At 28.6% G+C, this 20,056-nt stretch carries 25 protein-coding genes; 9 read left to right on the forward strand and 16 right to left on the reverse strand.

All coding sequences use genetic code 11. From position 1 onward, the window contains the following. Positions 1-23: 23 nt before the first annotated feature. Genes ACQ3F0_RS08360 through ACQ3F0_RS08370 form a run of 3 tightly spaced genes read right to left on the reverse strand, consistent with a single transcriptional unit; the run spans position 24 to position 860 of the window. Entirely contained in the window at positions 24-335 is a 312-nt protein-coding gene (locus ACQ3F0_RS08360; RefSeq protein ID WP_428864760.1) for a YbjQ family protein, read from the reverse strand. Beyond that, the gene (locus ACQ3F0_RS08365) at positions 316-546 is read right to left on the reverse strand and encodes a hypothetical protein (RefSeq protein ID WP_428864762.1); all 231 of its coding nucleotides are present in this window, start codon (positions 544-546) and stop codon (positions 316-318) included. The genes ACQ3F0_RS08360 and ACQ3F0_RS08365 overlap by 20 nt, the downstream gene beginning before the upstream one ends. A 50-nt stretch (positions 547-596) precedes the next feature. Further along, on the reverse strand, positions 597-860 hold the full coding sequence (locus tag ACQ3F0_RS08370; RefSeq protein ID WP_428864764.1) for a hypothetical protein: 264 nt from the start codon (positions 858-860) through the stop codon (positions 597-599). Positions 861-1,120: 260 nt separating this feature from the next. Here ACQ3F0_RS08370 and ACQ3F0_RS08375 point away from each other — a divergent pair, with 260 nt between their 5' ends. From ACQ3F0_RS08375 to ACQ3F0_RS08385, 3 genes are all read left to right on the forward strand, one after another. After that, positions 1,121-1,960, forward strand: coding sequence for an MBL fold metallo-hydrolase (locus ACQ3F0_RS08375; RefSeq protein ID WP_428864766.1), 840 nt, complete (start codon positions 1,121-1,123; stop codon positions 1,958-1,960). 181 nt (positions 1,961-2,141) lie between these two features. Beyond that, complete coding sequence (locus ACQ3F0_RS08380) at positions 2,142-2,411, forward strand: ACT domain-containing protein (protein ID WP_428864768.1); 270 nt, start codon at positions 2,142-2,144, stop codon at positions 2,409-2,411. A 16-nt stretch (positions 2,412-2,427) separates the two neighbouring features. Further along, a complete protein-coding gene (locus ACQ3F0_RS08385; RefSeq protein WP_428864881.1) occupies positions 2,428-3,783 on the forward strand; it encodes a PFL family protein in 1,356 nt (451 codons plus the stop codon). 83 nt (positions 3,784-3,866) lie between these two features. Here ACQ3F0_RS08385 and ACQ3F0_RS08390 read toward each other — a convergent pair whose 3' ends face one another. From ACQ3F0_RS08390 to ACQ3F0_RS08415, 6 genes are all read right to left on the reverse strand, one after another. Continuing rightward, positions 3,867-4,304 (reverse strand): DMT family transporter, encoded by a 438-nt coding sequence (locus ACQ3F0_RS08390; protein WP_428864770.1) that lies wholly within the window; start codon positions 4,302-4,304, stop codon positions 3,867-3,869. Between the two features lie 153 nt (positions 4,305-4,457). Then, complete coding sequence (locus ACQ3F0_RS08395; protein WP_428864772.1) at positions 4,458-5,312, reverse strand: CvfB family protein; 855 nt, start codon at positions 5,310-5,312, stop codon at positions 4,458-4,460. A 37-nt stretch (positions 5,313-5,349) separates the two neighbouring features. Next, positions 5,350-5,778, reverse strand: a complete 429-nt coding sequence (locus ACQ3F0_RS08400) for a signal peptidase II (protein WP_428864882.1) — start codon at positions 5,776-5,778, stop codon at positions 5,350-5,352. Positions 5,779-5,974: 196 nt separating this feature from the next. Continuing rightward, positions 5,975-6,865 carry a DegV family protein gene (locus ACQ3F0_RS08405; RefSeq protein WP_428864774.1) on the reverse strand — a complete coding sequence of 297 codons (891 nt, stop codon included), beginning with the start codon at positions 6,863-6,865 and terminating at the stop codon, positions 5,975-5,977. A 219-nt stretch (positions 6,866-7,084) separates the two neighbouring features. Further along, the gene (locus ACQ3F0_RS08410) at positions 7,085-8,575 is read right to left on the reverse strand and encodes a putative glycoside hydrolase (protein WP_428864776.1); all 1,491 of its coding nucleotides are present in this window, start codon (positions 8,573-8,575) and stop codon (positions 7,085-7,087) included. Between the two features lie 103 nt (positions 8,576-8,678). Then, positions 8,679-9,170 carry a YhcN/YlaJ family sporulation lipoprotein gene (locus ACQ3F0_RS08415; protein WP_428864777.1) on the reverse strand — a complete coding sequence of 164 codons (492 nt, stop codon included), beginning with the start codon at positions 9,168-9,170 and terminating at the stop codon, positions 8,679-8,681. Between the two features lie 113 nt (positions 9,171-9,283). Between ACQ3F0_RS08415 and ACQ3F0_RS08420 the strand changes: the two genes are divergently transcribed. Beyond that, the gene (locus ACQ3F0_RS08420; RefSeq protein WP_428864778.1) at positions 9,284-9,877 is read left to right on the forward strand and encodes a superoxide dismutase; all 594 of its coding nucleotides are present in this window, start codon (positions 9,284-9,286) and stop codon (positions 9,875-9,877) included. An 81-nt stretch (positions 9,878-9,958) separates the two neighbouring features. Here ACQ3F0_RS08420 and ACQ3F0_RS08425 read toward each other — a convergent pair whose 3' ends face one another. Beyond that, positions 9,959-10,825 carry a methionyl aminopeptidase gene (locus ACQ3F0_RS08425; RefSeq protein WP_428864779.1) on the reverse strand — a complete coding sequence of 289 codons (867 nt, stop codon included), beginning with the start codon at positions 10,823-10,825 and terminating at the stop codon, positions 9,959-9,961. A 378-nt stretch (positions 10,826-11,203) separates the two neighbouring features. Between ACQ3F0_RS08425 and ACQ3F0_RS08430 the strand changes: the two genes are divergently transcribed. From ACQ3F0_RS08430 to hflC, 3 genes are all read left to right on the forward strand, one after another. After that, positions 11,204-12,058: a DegV family protein gene (locus tag ACQ3F0_RS08430; protein ID WP_428864780.1), complete on the forward strand. Its 855-nt coding sequence runs from the start codon at positions 11,204-11,206 to the stop codon at positions 12,056-12,058. 175 nt (positions 12,059-12,233) lie between these two features. Next, on the forward strand, positions 12,234-13,184 hold the full coding sequence (gene hflK, locus ACQ3F0_RS08435) for an FtsH protease activity modulator HflK (protein ID WP_428864781.1): 951 nt from the start codon (positions 12,234-12,236) through the stop codon (positions 13,182-13,184). A 14-nt stretch (positions 13,185-13,198) separates the two neighbouring features. Beyond that, positions 13,199-14,197 carry a protease modulator HflC gene (gene hflC, locus ACQ3F0_RS08440; protein WP_428864782.1) on the forward strand — a complete coding sequence of 333 codons (999 nt, stop codon included), beginning with the start codon at positions 13,199-13,201 and terminating at the stop codon, positions 14,195-14,197. A gap of 33 nt (positions 14,198-14,230) precedes the next feature. Here hflC and rd read toward each other — a convergent pair whose 3' ends face one another. After that, complete coding sequence (gene rd / locus ACQ3F0_RS08445) at positions 14,231-14,392, reverse strand: rubredoxin (RefSeq protein WP_428864783.1); 162 nt, start codon at positions 14,390-14,392, stop codon at positions 14,231-14,233. 180 nt (positions 14,393-14,572) lie between these two features. On the opposite strand from rd, the gene ACQ3F0_RS08450 reads away from it, so the two are divergent. Continuing rightward, on the forward strand, positions 14,573-14,701 hold the full coding sequence (locus ACQ3F0_RS08450) for a hypothetical protein (protein WP_428864784.1): 129 nt from the start codon (positions 14,573-14,575) through the stop codon (positions 14,699-14,701). A gap of 50 nt (positions 14,702-14,751) precedes the next feature. On the opposite strand, the gene ACQ3F0_RS08455 is transcribed toward ACQ3F0_RS08450, so the two are convergent. From ACQ3F0_RS08455 to ACQ3F0_RS08470, 4 genes are all read right to left on the reverse strand, one after another. Then, positions 14,752-16,143: a HAMP domain-containing sensor histidine kinase gene (locus tag ACQ3F0_RS08455; protein ID WP_428864785.1), complete on the reverse strand. Its 1,392-nt coding sequence runs from the start codon at positions 16,141-16,143 to the stop codon at positions 14,752-14,754. Next, positions 16,140-16,835: a response regulator transcription factor gene (locus ACQ3F0_RS08460; protein WP_428864786.1), complete on the reverse strand. Its 696-nt coding sequence runs from the start codon at positions 16,833-16,835 to the stop codon at positions 16,140-16,142. Before ACQ3F0_RS08460 ends, ACQ3F0_RS08455 begins: the two co-directional genes overlap by 4 nt. A 196-nt stretch (positions 16,836-17,031) precedes the next feature. After that, positions 17,032-17,445, reverse strand: a complete 414-nt coding sequence (locus ACQ3F0_RS08465) for an SHOCT domain-containing protein (protein ID WP_428864787.1) — start codon at positions 17,443-17,445, stop codon at positions 17,032-17,034. Between the two features lie 24 nt (positions 17,446-17,469). Beyond that, positions 17,470-17,664 carry an SHOCT domain-containing protein gene (locus tag ACQ3F0_RS08470; RefSeq protein WP_428864788.1) on the reverse strand — a complete coding sequence of 65 codons (195 nt, stop codon included), beginning with the start codon at positions 17,662-17,664 and terminating at the stop codon, positions 17,470-17,472. Between the two features lie 156 nt (positions 17,665-17,820). On the opposite strand from ACQ3F0_RS08470, the gene ACQ3F0_RS08475 reads away from it, so the two are divergent. Further along, the gene (locus ACQ3F0_RS08475; protein ID WP_428864789.1) at positions 17,821-18,159 is read left to right on the forward strand and encodes a hypothetical protein; all 339 of its coding nucleotides are present in this window, start codon (positions 17,821-17,823) and stop codon (positions 18,157-18,159) included. Positions 18,160-18,200: 41 nt separating this feature from the next. Here the strand turns inward: ACQ3F0_RS08475 and ACQ3F0_RS08480 are convergent, their stop codons facing one another. Further along, positions 18,201-20,027 carry a YcaO-like family protein gene (locus ACQ3F0_RS08480; RefSeq protein WP_428864790.1) on the reverse strand — a complete coding sequence of 609 codons (1,827 nt, stop codon included), beginning with the start codon at positions 20,025-20,027 and terminating at the stop codon, positions 18,201-18,203. Positions 20,028-20,056: the final 29 nt, after the last annotated feature.

The following is a 20,056-nucleotide window of genomic DNA, read 5'->3' on the forward strand; positions in this document are numbered from 1 at the left end:
GCAAATAATTGCCGCCCTTTTTATTACTTAAATTTTACTGCAGTTCCGTATACAATAACTTCTGCTGAACCTTGCATTATAGCACTAGTAGCATATCTTATATTCACTACAGCATCTGCTCCTAATTGTTCAGCTTCTCCCACCATTCTTTTAGTAGCTATAGCTCTTGCCTCATTCATCATTTCTGTATAAGCTGATATTTCTCCACCAACTAAGGTTTTCAATCCACTTAAAAAATCCTTTCCAACATTTTTTGAATGCACAGTAGAACCTTTAACTATTGATAACATTTCCAATTCTTTTCCATTAATGTAATCAGTACTTACTAAGATCATCCTTATCTTCCTCCTCTATTTCTTTTATTCTTTCAATCAAATTATAAATCAAAGCCCCCATTATTGCCACAAAAACCATAACTGCTATAATAATAAAAATTATAGGTGACTCAGCGGACAAAAGTCCAAACATAATTGCATATCCATAGCCAAATATAATTAATGCCATAATTATTGTAATGAATATAACTGTTAGCATCCCTTTTTTCATATCATCCCTCCTATTAAATATTACGTTATGAAATAAAAAATATTCTCAACTTACTTTGTTATATCTTCATAGTCTACATCAATAACTTCAGAATCGTCTAATTCATCATTAACATTTATCCTCGATACTATAGGTTCTTCTTCTCTTTTGTCTTCTTTATTGTAAGCAAAATATTTATATACTCTATAAATCATCCATGCAATTATCCCAATGGGAACTAAGAATATTAAGCCTTGAATCAACAAATAAATTATCAAAACTGCAAAAACCGTATTTATTATTGTACTAAATATATTTCCTCTATAATATGACATTCTTATCCCTCACTTTTTAAATGTTTTAAATTTTCTGTTTATATTTATATTATATCATACTTTCAGTAATATAGTACTAAATATCACTTAAAATTGTATTAATAATTTGTTAATTCGTTTATAATATCCTCTTATTGGTAATTCATACTTTTATTTTACCCTAAATTGGCATTTTGTTTAAGAATTTATTGTAAAATAATATTATAACTTATAAAATATAAGCGTATTAATAAAATTATAATGATTTGGAGATGATTTACTTGAAATTAATAACTTTAATTGAAAATAATCAAAGTTCTTTAGAATACCTTAAATATGAACACGGATTATCCATTTATATTGAATGCGATAATAAAAAAATCCTATTCGATACCGGAGAAAGTGAAAACTTTATAAAAAATGCAGAAGCTTTGAAAGTAGATTTAACAAAATTAGATTATATCGTATTGAGTCATGCCCATTATGACCATTGTGGAGGTTTGACCTCCTTATTAAGCAATTATTCTTTATCCTCAACACTTTGTCTAAATGAAAATTTCTTTAAATTTTCTGATAAATTTAAATTCAAAGAAGACGTTCCAATCAAATACACCGGTATAAATTTCAACTCTACTATTATAAAAGAACATAACATTAAAGTAGACTATTTAAAGAAAAATTGCACTAATCTAACAGAAAAAATTTATTTATTTACTAATTTTACCAATAAAAACAAAAATGAAATAATTGATCAAAATATGAGATATAAACTAAATGAAATGTATTTTACAGATGATTTCAGTCGTGAAGTTGTCTTAGGAATTGATACTTCGGCTGGTTTATTATTAATTGTAGGCTGTGCACATTCAGGAATTATGAACATTATTGAGGATATAAAAAAGACTACATCTAAACCTATTTTTGGCGTGATCGGAGGAACTCATCTATCAAAAGCATCTGATGAGAGAATTCTTAAAACCCTAGAATATTTTAATCAAAATAACATAAAATTAGCTGGTTTATGTCATTGTTCAGGAGACAAAACCACTGAAATATTTAAAAAAGATTTTAATGGAAACTTTTTTATTAATAATACAGGAAATACCTTAGATTTTATTTAGTTATACTTTTTTTTGAGAAATATGTAATTCACAATACACACTTTATGAATATTTCTAACTATTTTTTTTTAAATATTCGCTATTATGTTTAAAAATCCTTAATTTAATGTTGATAATTATCTAACATTCGTTTATTATTAATAATATTAAATAAAATCTTTTATTTTAAGGGGGCTATTAAATGAAAGCAATAGTTACAGTTTTGGGGAAAGATACTATCGGGATTATAGCGGGAGTTAGTAATGTTCTATCAGATGCAAAAGTAAATATTCTTGATATAAGTCAAACCATTCTTGAAGATTATTTTACAATGATAATGGTAACTGATTTTAGTAAAGCTACATCTTCCTTTAGTGAAATCCAAGAATCACTAGATAATGCTGGCAAAAAAATCGGAGTATCTGTAAAAGTACAAAGAGAAGATATATTTAACTCAATGCATAATCTTTAAAGGTGGTGGTACAGTGATTAATCAAAACAAAATTTTAGAAACTATACAAATGATAGAGAAAGAAAAATTAGACATTAGAACAATAACAATGGGTATATCCTTGAAAGATTGTGCTTCATTTGATGGAAAAGCATCAAGGGATAGAATTTACGATAAAATTACAAAAAATGCTGAAAATTTAGTTAAGATTGGTGAAGAAATTGAGAAGGAATATGGAATCCCAATAATACATAAAAGAATTTCTGTAACCCCTATCTCTATGGTAGCTGAATCATGCGGTGATGCTAATTACGTAGAATTCGCCAAAACCCTAGATAAGGCAGCTACAGCTGTAGGTGTTAATTTTATTGGTGGCTTTTCTGCTTTAGTTCAAAAAGGTTATTCCAATGGAGACAGAAAATTAATTGCTTCAATTCCTGAAGCCTTAAGTGTTACTGAAAAAGTTTGTTCTTCAGTTAATATTGGAAGTACTAGAACTGGAATAAATATGGATGCTGTTTATGAAATGGGGAAAATCATTAAACAAACTGCAGAAATCACCAAAGACGCTGATGGTCTTGGTTGCGCCAAGTTAGTAGTATTTGCAAATGCTGTTTCCGATAATCCATTTATGGCTGGTGCTTTTCACGGTGTTGAAGAAGCTGAATGTATATTGAATGTCGGTGTTTCTGGTCCAGGTACTGTACAAAGAGCTCTAGAGCAATGTAAAGGTCAACCTTTTGATATAGTAGCTGAAACTATCAAGAAAACTGCGTTTAAAATCACTAGAATGGGTCAGCTAGTTGGAACTGAGGCATCAAAAAGATTAGGAATTCCATTTGGGATACTTGATTTATCACTTGCTCCTACTCCAGCTATTGGCGATAGTGTAGCTCATATACTTGAAGAAATGGGAATTGAAAGTTGTGGTGCACCAGGTACTACCGCTGCATTGGCTTTACTAAATGATGCAGTAAAAAAAGGTGGAGTAATGGCAGCCGCTCAAGTAGGTGGATTAAGTGGTGCATTTATCCCTGTAAGTGAAGATATAGGTATGATAAACGCTGTATTAAACAATTCAATTAATCTTGAAAAACTAGAAGCTATGACTTGTGTATGTTCTGTTGGATTAGATATGATTGCTATTCCTGGTAATACTACTGCAGAAACAATCTCAGGAATAATAGCTGATGAAGCAGCTATCGGTGTTATCAATAATAAAACAACCGCGGTTAGAGTCATTCCTGTTCCTGGAAAAGATATTGGTGAGATGGTTGAGTTTGGTGGATTACTCGGAAGGGCTCCAATTATGAAAGTAAGTCCTTTTAAATCTGATGATTTTGTAAAACGTGGTGGTCATATTCCTGCTCCAATTCACTCATTCAAGAATTAAATATAGATATACTACTTCAACTATAAATTTTAATAAAAATAAATAAATGAAAGGATAATGCTTTGTAACAAGCATTATCCTTTTTAACTTAAAATAAATTTAACTCCCAGTATTAAGAATCCTATTCCCAAAACTTTTGTAAGTGTTATTGGTGATCTTGTTACACCAAATAATCCAAATTGATTAATAACTGCGCCTACCACTAATTGAAAAGATACTATTACTGAATACGTCGCTGTTGCCCCAAGTACTGGAATTACAGTGAGGGAAGTGAAAATGACTATTACTCCGAATATTCCACCAATCCAATACAAAGGCGAAACACTAGTGATTTTTGTAACGTCTTTGATGTTTCCTGTAGTCAACACAATAAACAAAATTAAAATAATACTTCCTGCCAAACTTACAAGCGTTGCATTTTTTGAATTTATGACTTTACCCAAACCTGCATTTATTGGTGGTTGAATACCTGCACAAATACCACATATTATTGCAAGTATAACAGCAATCCCTCTATTCACCAAAACCATCCTCACTTTAATAATATTTTTCATTATTGCATATACCATTAATTACTATCATAAATTTATTAAAAGCACACAAACTATTAGCATTGGATAGCTTCAACATTCATAGTTGAAACTTTCCCCATTCATAAAGCAGAAAGATAGAAACTATCTTCCTGCTTTATTCTTAATTCTGATGCCATCATTTAAAATTTCAATTTTCCCCTCTTTTAAAAGCCTACCTACAGCTCTTTTAAAAGCATTTTTACTCATTTTTAATCTTGATTTTATTTCCTCTGGTTTACTCTTATCATTAAGAGGCATATTGCCGTTATATATATTTTCCATAACTTCTAGAATATATGCTGCATCATCATCCATTTGCTTATAAGCTACTTTTCTAAAAGAAAGATCCAAATTCCCCTCTTCTGTTATTCTAACTACCCTAGCTTCTACCTTTTCGCCAACTTTAATTTTTCCAGCAAATTGAATATCCTGTATTAAAGCTCTATATTTATTATCAACTGCAACCAATGCGCCTAATGTAGGATTTACTGAATAAACTATTCCCTTTACCATATCATCAACTTTATATTCACTATCACTTCTTAGAAAATTTTCAAGAAACATTGTTGCTGAAAGTCTACTAGTTTTATCTACATACATAGCAACTAGTAACTTATCGCCTGCCTGAACACTATATTTTTGTTCTTTATATGGCAAAAATAAATCCTTTTTCAATCCCATATCAAGGAATGCACCAATTCTTGTAATTTCTTTCACTTGAAGTTGTGCAATCTCTTCAACTTGAATATACGGCATTTCTCTTGTAGCAATTAGTCTATCTTCAGAATCTTTGTAAATAAATACTTCTACTTCGTCTCCTTCTTTCAAATCATCCGTTAACTGGTTCTTTGGAAGCAAAATATTATCTTCCTTTTCTTCAGTTCCTCCATCTAGAAATGCACCAAAATCTTTAAAATAAGTAATTGTCATTTTTTGTTTTTTACCAATCTCTATCATATCTATCTCCTTCTCTTTATTAGTATATTTCTTTTTACTAAATGCTTTGGATTAATATTAATATAAATCCACCAAAAATAAAAAAATCAGCAATATTGAATACTGGAAATCTTTTTATATTAAAATATATAAAATCAGTAACATAACCATCTTTTATTCTATCAATAGTGTTAGCTATTCCTCCCCCAATGAAAAAAGAATACCCTACTTTAACTACCACATTATAATTATCTACTTCATACAGAACAAAATATGCAATCATCAATATTATCCCCATAATTGAAGAAAAAAGTAGCAATCTTCTATTGTTACTAAGAATATTCATAAACGCACCATTATTTCTCACAAGAAAAAATTGTATCTTTCCTGAAAAAATTTCTATCCTACAATTTTGTAAAATGTTTTTTGCTTTTACTTTTGTTATCCTATCAATTAAGATTATAAATAGTACTATTATGAAAACTATTTAAATTCTCCTCCCTTTTATCAAAAATTAAACACCATATTTTTTATTTCTATAATTATCTATATAGTAGCATAACAATTTTAACATATATCCTATTAAAAAACTCCAATTAATTAATAATTTACTATTAAAAATTCATATAAACTATGAATTATCACAAAAAAAGCCAGAATAGTATTTCTAGCTTTGTATATTTCTATTTTATTATTATATTTTGTTGTCTTTCTTTTCCCATAAAAAATACAGCTAAAGCCCCAGGTCCTCCATGAGTCCCTACAACTGGACCTATAGTATTTATTAAAACTTCTTTTATATTGTTTTCTTCCAAAATAATATCCCTTAATTTAATAGCTTCTTCTATACAATCACCATGGCAAATAGCAATTCTTTGTTCTTCAGAATCAATTATTCTTTCTTTAATTATTTCAGCTAATCTCTTAATTGTTTTTTTTCTTCCTCTAATTTTCAATATAGGAATTACTCTACCTTCATGATTTATAGTTAAAACTGGTTTTAAATGTAACATCATTCCTACTGTTGCCGCTGCATTTGATATTCTACCACCTCTTTTAAGGTGAGCTAAATCATCTACTGTTATATATATATTTAAATTTTGCACATTCATTTCTAAATAATCAATTACTTCTTCATAAGTAGCTCCACTTTCTTGCATCTCTATGGCACTCATAACTAAAAGTCCTTGACCTAGTGAAGCACTTAGTGAATCAAAAAGATATATTCTGTTTTCTGATAATTCATTTTTAATCATATCTTCTGCAATTCTTGCACTATTCATTGTGCCACTTAATTGGGATGATACTCCAATATACAATACATCTTTGCCACTAGCTATTATTTCTCTAAACTTCAACAAAAACTGTTCTGCATTAGGTTGAGACGTTTTTGGTAAAGCCCCTCTTTTCATATCCCGGAAAAATTCTTTTTGATCAAAACTTTTACCAAAATCATCAATAAATTCATTCCCATTATACGAAAAAGTCAAGCTAACAAAAGGAATATTATTTTCCTCAATATAATCCTTAGGTAAATCACAGCAAGAATCTGTTACTATAACATAATCTCTCATGGCATCTTTTTCCTTTCATTAAAATAGTTATTTCTTCTTTATTTAATTATCTTATTATTCTACAAATAATTCAACAGTTTTCTATTTTTTGCCATATTTTAATTAACAAAACAAATTTTTATTTTAAAACAAACCTCTTTATAAATATAATTAACTTTATTTTGCCCTATTATTCATTTTTTAGAATAACAAAAGCAGACTAAAAGTAGTCTGCTTTAACTATTTTACTGCCGTATATGAGTATTTATTTGAGGCATTCCATAGCAAATATTCATCTACACCATTTTTTTCAAGCGCTTCAATTTGAGCTAATAATTCATCAGGGCCATATTTTATATAACCTTTAACCCAAGGGGCTGTAAAGTCTTGTATCCATGGTCTAATAATTGCTGGAGTATCTACATTTCCATTTCTTCTAACTGAGTCTTTTGTACTATAATACACAGTATCACCTGGATTTGCATCCGGTATTGGTATATCATAGGTTCCATTTGCATAATGAGAAGGATACATCATCGGACAAACGTAATCAACAACATTGCTTATTGCTTCCCAGTACTGACCAAGGGACATATCATTTGTAACGGAAGCAACTAATCCATAAATATCTGCACCTATATACACATGATGCGGTGATAGTTCTTTTTTAGCATATTTCAAATATTCTTGGATAGCTTTAGGTTTTGATTCATTCTTAGAATTTCTATAATCTAGTTCCTTGTCCAATTTTCCCCCATTTGATGCAGGGAAACGAACATAATCAAACTGAATTTCATTAAAACCAGCAATTGCAGCTTCTTTTGCGACAGATACATTATAATCCCATAATTGTCTGTCATAAGCAGATACCCATGATAAGCCATCACTTTTAGTAAACACTGAACCATCATTTCTATTTATAATAGCTCTATCCGGATGTGCTTCAGCATATATAGGATCTTTGAAAGAAACTATTCTAGCAATTGTATAGATATTATGTTCCTTTAACTTTTGAATAAAACCTTTTATATCATTTAGAACTATACCCTCATTGGCTTTTGGCGCAATTTTGCTAGCTGCTTCAGAGTAGAACAACATATGACCTCTATCATCTTTTACGTCAATTACAAATGTATTTATACCAGATTTATCTGCAATATCTAATAAGTAATCAAAATTTTTACTTACAGTAGAGAATCTAGTTACATAGACTCCTTTTACTTTTACTGGTTTATTATCCTCATAAACAATTTTTTCTTGAGGACTATAATCTAAATCTTGATATTCTTTTGGGATTAATTCGAATTTATTATCAACTGTGTACTTTGAAGATATATATCCTTCATTTCCATCAAAGTTGATTTTATACCAAACTTCCCCTGTATCATTTGTAATTTCTGCTTCTACCACTACAGCTTCACTCTTTAATATCTTCCCTATTCTTTTTGTGTTAGATGTAGGGCCTTCTCTTAATATTAAAGGATTTGCATTGATATAAACTTCTTTCCCTTGTTTACTTTCATCCTTCTGTTCATTTTCTTCAATTTTTTCAGACTCATCACTTTCTTCATCTTTTGGTGTTTCATTTTTAATCTCATTTTGATTCTTATCATCTGTAATACCAGTATTATTGCCTTTATTACTAGTATTGCTTCCTTTATTACATCCAGAAAATGCAGATAATATCAAAACAATAGAAATTAATAAAGCTATCTTCTTTTTGCTATTCATTTTAGTCTCCTTTATAAATGAAAGTAGCCCCTATAAACATTATATAATATTTTTGACAATTATCCACCTTATTTTTTTATTTTCTACATTTTATTAACTTTTTCTATTCTATTTTTTCATAAATTCCTTTAATGTTCTCTTCCAAATTTTCAGAAGCTTCCCCAGATTTTATTTTGTCTTCTGCTTCAGTCAATTCACCTATAACACCTTCATCATTTGTAACTTTAACTTCAGTTATACTCTCATCCGTATCCTTTATCTCATTCATAATTTTTTCTTTTAATTCATCATTTAATTCTTGGCCTTCTTCTAAAGTAACCCCAGCTATTGATGTTTCACCATAAGTCATAACTTTTGCTTCTTTAATTTCATCCATTTGTGTTAAAGAATCGCTAAATTGTTGGTTTCGAATTATCATAGTTTCATAATCTGCTTCCTCTTTTTCTCCAGTTTCTTTATCTCCTTCATTTTTTTCCATATTGTTAGTCTTCTCTGTTGTATCATTCTTGTTTTTTTTCTGATCACATGCTGCAATTGAAATTATTGAAAGAAACACCAAAAGTAAAGATAAAACTATCTTAATATTTTTTTTCATAACATTTTTCCTCCTTTATATTTAACTAATAAATTTATTTTTCCCAATCTATTGATTAAAATTCTCCAGTATAAAAAAATATTATGAACATAAAAATAAAGTGAGGTGATAATATGAAATATACTTTACCAAAATTACCATATAATTACAACGGATTAGAACCCTATATTGATGAAGAAACTATTAAAATTCATCACGACAAACATCATTTAGGATATGTTAATGGTTTGAATAAAGCTGAAGAACAATTAAATGAAGCAAGAAACAAAAGAGATTATTCTTTGATAAAACATTTAGAAAGAGATTTATCATTTAATGCATCTGGAGATATACTCCATACAATATATTGGGAAAATATGATTCCAGGAGGAAAAAGGAAACCTATAGGCGAATTAGCATGTAGAATTGATAGAGATTTTGGTTCTTTTATAAATTTCAAAAATCAATTTTCAGAAGTAGCTACCACAATTGAAGGCTCTGGTTGGGCAGTACTAGTATGGTCAAAAAATCTCCAAAGACTTCAGATAATCGGCGTTGAAAAACATCAAAATTTAAATATAATAGGGTCTATCCCTCTATTAGTTTTAGATGTTTGGGAACACGCCTATTACTTAAAATATCAAAACAAAAGAGCTGAGTATATAAAAAACTGGTGGAATCTTGTCAATTGGGACGATGTAGAAACTAAGTATTTGTCCGCCCTCTAAAATACAATTAAAGAGTTAAAAGTTAAGAGTTGAAGACACCTTAACTCTTAACTCTTAACTCTTAACTAAAGTAGTGTGTACTTATTTAGTTAAAATTTCATATCCGTCTTTAGTAACCACTAACGTATGTTCCCATTGCGCTGTAAGTTTTCCATCAGCTGTCACTGCTGTCCATCCATCATCTAAGACTTTACATCTAAATGTTCCTTCATTTATCATAGGCTCAATTGTAAAAATCATTCCTGGTAACAACACCATACCAGTAGATGCTTTTCCTACGTGATCTACAAAAGGTTCTTCATGAAATTTCCTACCTATCCCGTGTCCTCCATATTCTCTAACAACTGAATATCCAAATTTCTTAGCATGTTTGTTAATAGCATAGCCGATATCTCCAACAGTAGCAAATGGTTTAACTTGCTCCATACCTATTTCAAGACATTCTTTGGCAACTTCAACTAGTTTTTTAGCTTCTTTTGACGCTTCACCAACAATATACATTCTACTAGCATCACCATAATATCCATCATAAATGCTGGTAACATCTATATTTACTATATCTCCATCTTTTAGTTTTCTTTCTTCGGGAATACCGTGACAAACAACTTCATTTATTGAAGTACATACACTTTTAGGAAATCCCATATAATTTAGTGGAGCAGGTATTGCTCCCAATTCTATAGTGTAATTGTGTACAAATGTATTAATCTCTTCTGTCGTAACCCCCGCTTTTACCATATCGCCAACTTTATCCAAAATCATAGCAGTTATATGGCCAGCTTTTCTTACACCTTCAATTTGATCATCATTCAATATCAACTCTTTATCAGGAACTATCTTACCTTTTTTATCCAATTGATTAATTAAGGTATCCATTTCTAAGTGACATCGTTTATATTTTTTTCCGCTTCCACACCAGCAAGCGTCATTTCTTGATAATTCTTTCATAAAATACACCTTCTAACTAATTTTCTCTAAATTTTTCTAACCATTCAGTATTATTATATTTTAGTTTAATTATATTGTCCAATAAAATTATTATTTATTAATTTACTTTAACTGCGTTATTTTTCTCCAAATACTTTTAATTATTCTTAAAATTGCATATTAAATTGTAATTATAAGTAAATTAATATATATGTTAGTAATGTATTTTAATCCATATAAAAGAATTTAAAGTATATTTTTTCATCTTCATCCCTTGATTCCTCAATATTTGTATGATAATATATATATAACTTTTATGTAGTTTCGAATACCAGGTGATGACTTATATACATTACTCCATTTGGTATTCGTTGTATAAGTATGAAGGAGGTTGTAATTTTGGAAAAAATTGCTCTTATTGCAGATAGTGCAGCTGATTTAAATTATGACATAATAAAAGAATATAACGTTAATGTTCTACCATTAAAAATTATCTATAAAAACAAAGAATATTTGGATGGAATTACTATTACTGCTGACGAAGTATACGAAAAATTAGAAGAGGAAATACCTTCTACATCATTACCTTCTGTTCAAGAAGTCGATGATCTTTTTACTAAACTTGAAGAAAATGGTTACACGCACATAATTGCTATACAGTTAAGTTCCAATCTATCTGGAACATATAACACAGTAAAATTAGTTTCTGAAAATCATCCAAATATAACCACAACTGTGTTTGATTCAAAATCACTTACCTTAGGCACAGGAGCGTTAGTAATTGGATGTGGTGAAATGATTAAGAATGGTAGATCCTATAATGAGATTGTATCTCAACTTCCTGAAATGCGTGATAGAGCCACAGTTTATTATGTAGTAGATACTCTAAAATACTTAATAAAAGGTGGTAGAATTGGTAAAGTTTCTGGAACTATAGGATCAATGCTAAATATAAAACCAATTATTTCTATAAATAAAGAAGGAGTTTACTATACCTACGATAAAATACGAGGTAAAAAACAAGCCCTGAAGAGATTACTATCAATTGCTGAAGAATCACTGAAAACATCTAAATGTAGAATATGGATTATGCACGGTGGTTCTGAAGAAGAGGGAAATCTTTTGTTTGAAAAATTCAAATCTCTTTCCAACATAACTTCATTAAATTTTGGTTGTATAAGTCCCGCTTTAGGCGTTCACACAGGAAAAGGTTTAATAGGCCTAATAATAGTCAAAGAACCTTTTTATGCTTAAAAAGTAAAAAAACAGACTCATAATTATTGAGCCTGTTTTTTTTGTTTCTTTCTTTTATTACTCTATAAGTAAAAACATCCATAATTTATATTTGTATTCTATATCTTTAATTAGTATAATGATAACAAATGTTTTATCAATGGGGATTGATTAATTTATTTTAGGAGGAGATTTTATGGTAGGTAAAATTTTAAAAACTGTAACATCCAGTTTCATTATTATAATATTAATTATACTAGCACTAACAGGAATTTACACCGTAAAAACTGGTGAAGAAGCAGTAATCTTAAGATTCGGGAAGTATGTAGAAACAGTTAATGAGGACGGTTTAAAATGGCATCTTCCACTAGTTGATAAAGTATTAAAAGCTAATTTAAATGAAGCTAAAAGATTAGAATTTGGATTTACAACAACAAGACAAGGTGATATGAAAAACACTCCTTCTTACACATCGAATATTGATGAAGGTTTAATGTTAACTGGTGATGAAAACCTAGTAAATGTTGAAACAATCGTTCAGTATAAAATTAAAAGTGCAAAAGACTATTATTTCAATGTTGATGATCAAATTGATACATTATCAATAGTTACACAATCTACAATTAGAAGAGTAGTTGCTTCTCATCTATTAGATGAAGTTTTAACAGACAACAAATTTGGAATTCAACAAGAAATTAAAGACGATCTTCAAATTACATGTGATAAATATGGTCTAGGAGTAGCAATAACAGCAATTCAACTTCAAGATGTAAACCCTCCTCATGAAGTGGATGCTGCTTTTAAGGATGTTGCATCTGCCCGTGAAGACAAAAATAGTTATATAAATGAAGCCAATAGTTATAAAAATGAAGTAATACCTAATGCAAGAGGAAATGCAGCTGCTATGATAAATGATGCTTTGGGTTATAAAGAAGAAAGAATTGAACAAGCAAAAGGTGATGTGGCAAATTTCACTCAAATTCTTCAAAAATACGTTGGTGGTAAAAAGGTTACAAGAACTCGTATGTATTTAGAAACCTTAGAAGAAATTCTTCCTGGTATAGAAAAATATATAGTAGATGAAGATGGTAATACTGTTAATCTACTTCCATTAAGCGAAACACCTACTATACCAGCTACTAATTAAAGGGAGGAATACTTATGTTTATAAAACCAAAAAAAGTGAAATTAAATAATGAATCTCAAAAAATAAAAATGGATTTTAAAATAAAAAAATCTTCAATTTTTACAGTGATTATTGTATTCATAGGGATAATTTTATTGAGTTCATGTACTTTTACTGTAGAAGAATACAATCAAGCCACAATAACTAGGTTTGGTAAGATAACTAAAGTAATCGTAAATGAAAAGACACCTGAATTAGTTTCTTCGATTAAAGATAATCCAAAATTTAAAAATATATCTATTGTTGAAGGAAAAGGATTATTCTTTAAACTTCCTATCGTAGATAGTATAACAAAATATAGTTCAAAGTTGCTAACTTACGATACTGATCCAAGAGAAGTTACTACAAAAGATAAGAAAAAGTTAATTTTAGACAATAACGCCCAATGGAAAATTATTAACCCTTTGCTTTTTAGGATTTCTATGGGAAATGAAACCAATGCCCACACAAGAATTGATGACATTTTATATTCAAAATTAAATGAAAAAATCGGACAAACTGTAGCACATGTGCTTATTGCAGATAAAAATTATACAACTAAAATGCTAGAAGAATGTGTAGCTGATATAAATGATACAATTTCTCATTACGGTATTGAAGTTGTAGACATCAAAATTAAAAGAACTGATTTACCAATAGAAAATAGTGAGAATATATTCAATAGAATGAAAACTGAAAGAGAACAAAAAGCAAAAGAATATCGTTCTGAAGGTAAAGAAGAAGCGCAAAAAATCAAATCAGAAGCAAATAAAGAAGCAAAAATAATTGAAGCAAAAGCCTATGCTGAAGCAGAAACAATCAAAGGTGAAGGAGACGCTGAAGCAACAAATATATATAATCAAGCATACAATCAAGATCCTGATTTCTATGAATTTTACAGAACCTTACAAACTTACAAAAAAACTTTAAAAGAAAAAACAAAAATTATTATTGATTCCGGTTCTCCATTTGCTAAATACTTGTTCGGACAATAGAGAAAAAAGAGCTTTCCAGTGAAAGCTCTTTTTTTATTCTTCTACTTCAAATAAATCCTTACCTACTCCACACAGAGGACAAACCCAATCTTCAGAAACATCTGCAAAGGCAGTTCCTGCTTTAACCCCATTATCTGGATCTCCTGCTTCAGGATCATATATATAACCACAAACTGTACAAATGTATTTTTTCATTTTAAATCCCTCCTCAATTAACAACAACTATCTATTGATAATTATTGCACTATTCTATTTCTTAATATTAATCATTTCGAAGCCATATATTTTATTTTCCACTCTTTATTATAAAATATACTTATCTTTTCTTATATTATATAATATTATATAATATAGCTTTTAAATAGAAGGTGTATTATGGGAACTAGGCTTTTTATGCCTTTATCTGAATTTTTCTTAGCATCAATTGTTATTTTTTTCTCTGGTGCAGCTGCTGGAATTTTTGTTTATATAAAAATAAAAAATTATTTTAAATGGAGACCCTAAAAATTAAAACAAAGCAACTGCTTTGTTTTAATTTTTATAAATTTTAGATTTTATTTATCATTTGGAAAAAGAAGTATAAAAGTACTCCCCTTCCCTTCTTCACTTTGTACACTAATTTTTCCTTCATGAGCCTCAGTCAATGTTTTTACTATTGTTAGACCAATCCCTGCACCACCAGTTTCCCTATTTCTAGATAAATCAGTTCTATAAAATCTTTCAAATATATTCTTCATATCTTTCTCTGAAATACCTATTCCATTATCCTTAACTTTTAATATAATACTAGAATCTCTTTTCTCTAAACTAATAGTTACTTCGCCTTCATAATCTGTATATCTATTGGCATTCGATAAAAGATTATATATTATTTGCTTAATTTTATCCATATCCATAAAAACTATAATATCTTCTTCAATATCGTACTTTAACTCAATATTCTTCTTTAAATAAATAGGTTTAAATGTTCTAATTATCTTTATAATATACTGAGATAAATTAAATTCAGACTTATTTAAGTTTAACTTTGATTCTTCTAACATATAAATATTTTTCAAGCTATCAACCATTTTAGATAGACGTATAACTTCTTCCTTACAACTATTCAACTTTTCAGAATCAGCTTCCCAAATACCATCTAAAAAAGCATCAATATGATTATTGATAATTGTTAAAGGAGTTTTAATCTCGTGAACCAAATCAGAAGTAAGACGTTTTCTCAAGTCTTCTTGTTTATATAAATTGTCTGCAAGATAATTTATTGAATCTGATAAATCATCTATTTCTTTAGTTTTAGTATTTACCTTTGATCGTATTTTATAGTTACCAGTTTTTATTTCATTTGCAGTATTTGTCAAACTAGTTAGTGGTTTTGATAATTTTTTTGATATTATAGTACTAAAAAGTATTGCAATTATTAAAGCTATAATAGCTGATATTATAAAAGAAAAATTCATAGCGCCCTTGAAAATCAAATCCTCATTAGATACATTAAATGAACCAAAATACCCTATAGTTAGTCGTGCTTCCTTTTTCCCTTCAATGACAATATCATAATAATTTTCCTGGTAATCAGAGGTATTAAGCCCTCTTTGACGTATCATATGTCCATCCATCTTGTTCTTAGTGTTTTTATGAATAATATCTTCTTTTCCTGATGAAAAAACTGTATTTCCATTCATATTGATTATTTCAATATACAATTTTTCTAATTCAGCAAGCTTTGTAAGTTCCCTTGTTAATTTTATAGAATTGCTATGATCATGTTCATAATAATTCTGTATAAGTATTTTCACTTTATTAATATTCTCTTCATGTTGTTTTTTTAAATAATTATTAAATTTGTTGTCAATTATAGTATTTGATATCAAACTTGATATTATAACAATAGTAATAACAAATAAAACCAAAATTAATCTAATTTTATTTGAAATAGTTTTTTTCATTTCTCACCTCCAAACTTATATCCTGATCCATAAATCGTTTTAATATATTTTGGGTTTTTGGGGTTATCTTCAATCTTCTTTCTTATATTTCTTATATGAGTATCTACACTTCTATCAAAACTTTCTGAGTAACCTTCCATTACTTTTTCCATTAGTTCTTCCCTATTAAATATACGCCCTGGATAAGTTACTAAAGCTTTAAGTAATTTAAATTCATATGTAGTTAATTTAATGATTTCTCCATTTTTCTTTACTATTTGCTTTTTTATATCAATCTCAAGGTCTCCTTCATTGAATTGGAGTATATCAGCTAAAGGAGTTTCCCCTCTGTAGCTTCTCCTTATCAATGCATTCACCCTACTAACCAGCTCTCTTGTAGAAAATGGTTTTGTAACATAATCGTCTGCACCTATAGATAATCCTTCAATTTTATTTTCTTCATCTGTTTTTGCTGTCAACATAATAATTGGTACTTCAGAAGTGTTCCTAATCTTCATACATATCTCTTCCCCTGAAATTTCAGGTAACATCAAGTCTAAAACTAACAAGTGTATATTTTCCTCATAAAATATTTTAAGAGCTTCAGCACCATCATAAGCTTTAAATACTCCATAACCTTCTTTTGTAAGATAAGCTTCTATAGTTTGCACTATCTTCTTTTCATCATCAACTACTAATATATTTTTTATCATAATGTATTATCATCACCTCTTTAAATTTAGGCTGTGTTTTAAAAAAATGTTTATATTAATTTAAAAATTCGCAATTTATAAATATTGCTCACAAAATCAATAACTTATTAAAACAAAGCCTAAATCTATAATATCATATAGATTTATAACCAAAAAGAGCTTCCCGTTATTGAAAGCTCTCTTTTCTTCTATTTTATTAATCGTCGTTATTATCTTCCTCATTTTTACCTTCAGCTAAATTATTTAAACTAAAATCATATGTTAAATTTTGTTTTCTAGTGATATACTCCTCATCATCAATTTCACCATTTGCATATCTTTTATTTAAAATTTGAATTGCTAAGTCCTTATCATTAAAAATTGACTGTTTTGACATTTGAGATTCAAATGTTGATTTTTTCTTTTTTGACTTTTTTATTAATAAGATTATTATCACAACAACTAATGCCGCTAATACTAGACCATGAAAATAAAACATCGGATTATTTCCTTTCATGAAATAATTTCCACCTGAAAAACAGTCCTCAAATCCACCTCTATGAAAACCACCTTTAAGTGTTGAATATCCCCTTACTGCTGCTGTTTTTAAATATCCCATACTTCCCAACATGCTATCCATCCTCTCTTAATATTTTTAGTTTTCAATCATTCTTTTTTTTATTTCAAATTCCTCAATGTCTATTTCACCTTTAGCTAGTTTCATCTTTAAAATTGAGATAGAAGGATCTTCTATCTTGTTGATATTTGTATTTGAATTAAGACATATTTTTTCATCTTTAATTAAATACCAAATAAAGAATCCTAATAATATAATAAAAATAATACCCAATTAAATCACCTCTTTATCTTGTATTGGCTTTTCTTTGATTATATTTTATTATTAAATTGTCAAGAAATTATGAAGAACTTACACTTCTAAGTAACAATTTTATTCACTCAACATACTATAACTAATGTGATTAAATAATTTATTGAGGTGAAGTAAGTGAAGACATATTCAATGAAATCTATGGATTGTATGAAAAAAATGGATTCTATGAAGTCTATGAAATCTATGAAATCCATGGATTCAATGCAGTCAATGCAGTCAATGCAGTCAATGAATTCTATGTGCATGAATTCAATGAATGCTATGAATTGTATGTGCATGAATGCTATGAATTCAATGAATTGTATGTGCATGAATGCTATGAGCCCAATGCAAGGTATGCATGCAATGCAGTCAATGCAAGGAATGGCTCCTATGTGCAGTATGCATTCAATGAAATCTATGTATCCATATAAAGAGGATGACAGTGACGATTCCGATTATGAAGATGATTAGTAACTTAAATAAAACAATGTTCCCATTTAAGGAACATTGTTTTATTTTTTAATAATATTTTTAAGTTTCTTCTGATCAATAGTATTTTTTTGCTGTTGATCTTTTAACGTTCTAAAAACATTTGATTTTAAATAATAACCACAACATTCTTTTACATCACACTTACCACAATTCCAACATTTTAATTCTCCAAATTTTTCAAATATTATTTGAGGATTATTAAACTGGTTGTCAACAATCTCAACCATCTGTTCTGGATAAAATTTATTTAATAAATTTTTCACTTTATTTTTTGGTAGTTTATCAATTTTACACCCAATGTAATCTCTGATACATTCATAGTATAATATGCTATTATCATCATAATTCATAGACCCTACATAATTGATATATTTTGATATTGATTTTTTTGCATTGCCATAATCTTTTATTTTAAAGTATAATACACACCTAAATAAATCTATATTCATATAATACCATGGAAATAAATTTTTCATTGGTATATTTAATAATCCTACTGCTGAAGCTGATTTACCATATTTAAATCCATTAATAAAGCATAACAATTCATTTATACCATCATCATCAATTTTATATAAATTTCTAATATATCTCTTCACAATATTATAATCTGAGTAGCTTATGATAGATTCCATATCATTTATTTTTTCTATTTCACTAAAATTAGGAACAATTACATGATAAGCTGGTACTCCCAAAAAAGATACATCTCTTACCATAATTGAATATCCCATTTCTTTAAGGAGATTAACCAAATATTTGAAAATTTCTTTATTTGTATTACATTTTATTCTTTTGAATGGAGTAAATTTATAGCTAAAATCAGAAGTAAATAATTCTGATGGATAATGTCCTGATCCATTTTCTAGTATTTTCATTAAGTTCTTAGCTGGATCTTTAATATTCTTTTTATAATGAAACTTTTTCATTCCCATCATTTGATTAATGTCTTGGCCTTGCAATAGTTCATTTAGAGTTCTATCTATAGCAATTTTAAAAACTGGGTGCGCACCAAACTTTATAAAATAACTTTGAGAATCTTTATTAATAAAAATAACAGCTACTACAGGGTAATTTTTTTCGAGTGAACAATCTTTAACAATAACTTTAAAATTTCCTTTTGACTCAATTTGTTTTATTTTAAGATATACTCCTTTAAATTTAGCTAGATACTCCTCTGGAATAGTAGGAGGTACTATTTTATCATTGACAATAGCTTTATTTACCACTCTTTCAAAAATTTCAGAAATCCCTTGAACCAGAGCTTCTTCTGAAGTATTTCCAGCACACATTCCATTAGACATATACATTTTAGAAATCATCTTTATAGGTATATGAGATATTTTACTAGTAATCAAATTATAGTATGGAAGTGTAACAAAATCACAAGGTACTTTTTCATATGATACTCCTAACCATTTTTTCATCAAAGATGTGCATTCACGTTTACTTCCAATATTATCCTTTTGTGCGTCAATCCATTCTTCTCCACAATTTAAAAAATCGGAAACAGAAAAAAACTTTTCATCCGGTGCATAGTAGAAACCTCCATACTTATTATCCTCATCGCTCATATCATTGGATAACCTAAAATATGCCATATTTTGTAGTCTTTCCATCAGTTCTCCATAAGCACTTGCTAATGCAAATTCAGCAGTAGTACCTTTTCCATTTGAAGAAATGCTTGTTCCTTCAATAGATACCGAAACTGAATAGAACCCATTTGCAGAATTTTTCCAATTACTTTCAATTGTTAAAAGTCCAATATCAGAAAGAATTTTGCGTATATTATTAATAGTATTCAAAGGTGTTTCATCCTTATATTCTCTGTCAATTAAATGTGACATAAATACCTCCAAAAAATAATTCACTCTAC

The organism is Clostridium sediminicola (assembly GCF_050402865.1).
Taxonomy (GTDB): domain Bacteria; phylum Bacillota; class Clostridia; order Clostridiales; family Clostridiaceae; genus Clostridium_AF; species Clostridium_AF sediminicola.

Coding starts and splice junctions, on each gene's coding strand:
- ACQ3F0_RS08360 (WP_428864760.1), bottom strand. CDS start 335: ATGATCTTAGTAAGTACTGATTACATTAATGGAAAAGAATTGGAAATG.
- ACQ3F0_RS08365 (WP_428864762.1), bottom strand. CDS start 546: ATGAAAAAAGGGATGCTAACAGTTATATTCATTACAATAATTATGGCA.
- ACQ3F0_RS08370 (WP_428864764.1), bottom strand. CDS start 860: ATGTCATATTATAGAGGAAATATATTTAGTACAATAATAAATACGGTT.
- ACQ3F0_RS08380 (WP_428864768.1), top strand. CDS start 2,142: ATGAAAGCAATAGTTACAGTTTTGGGGAAAGATACTATCGGGATTATA.
- ACQ3F0_RS08395 (WP_428864772.1), bottom strand. CDS start 5,312: ATGATAGAGATTGGTAAAAAACAAAAAATGACAATTACTTATTTTAAA.
- ACQ3F0_RS08405 (WP_428864774.1), bottom strand. CDS start 6,865: ATGAGAGATTATGTTATAGTAACAGATTCTTGCTGTGATTTACCTAAG.
- ACQ3F0_RS08410 (WP_428864776.1), bottom strand. CDS start 8,575: ATGAATAGCAAAAAGAAGATAGCTTTATTAATTTCTATTGTTTTGATA.
- ACQ3F0_RS08415 (WP_428864777.1), bottom strand. CDS start 9,170: ATGAAAAAAAATATTAAGATAGTTTTATCTTTACTTTTGGTGTTTCTT.
- ACQ3F0_RS08420 (WP_428864778.1), top strand. CDS start 9,284: ATGAAATATACTTTACCAAAATTACCATATAATTACAACGGATTAGAA.
- ACQ3F0_RS08425 (WP_428864779.1), bottom strand. CDS start 10,825: ATGAAAGAATTATCAAGAAATGACGCTTGCTGGTGTGGAAGCGGAAAA.
- hflK (WP_428864781.1), top strand. CDS start 12,234: ATGGTAGGTAAAATTTTAAAAACTGTAACATCCAGTTTCATTATTATA.
- hflC (WP_428864782.1), top strand. CDS start 13,199: ATGTTTATAAAACCAAAAAAAGTGAAATTAAATAATGAATCTCAAAAA.
- rd (WP_428864783.1), bottom strand. CDS start 14,392: ATGAAAAAATACATTTGTACAGTTTGTGGTTATATATATGATCCTGAA.
- ACQ3F0_RS08450 (WP_428864784.1), top strand. CDS start 14,573: ATGGGAACTAGGCTTTTTATGCCTTTATCTGAATTTTTCTTAGCATCA.
- ACQ3F0_RS08455 (WP_428864785.1), bottom strand. CDS start 16,143: ATGAAAAAAACTATTTCAAATAAAATTAGATTAATTTTGGTTTTATTT.
- ACQ3F0_RS08460 (WP_428864786.1), bottom strand. CDS start 16,835: ATGATAAAAAATATATTAGTAGTTGATGATGAAAAGAAGATAGTGCAA.
- ACQ3F0_RS08465 (WP_428864787.1), bottom strand. CDS start 17,445: ATGTTGGGAAGTATGGGATATTTAAAAACAGCAGCAGTAAGGGGATAT.
- ACQ3F0_RS08480 (WP_428864790.1), bottom strand. CDS start 20,027: ATGTCACATTTAATTGACAGAGAATATAAGGATGAAACACCTTTGAAT.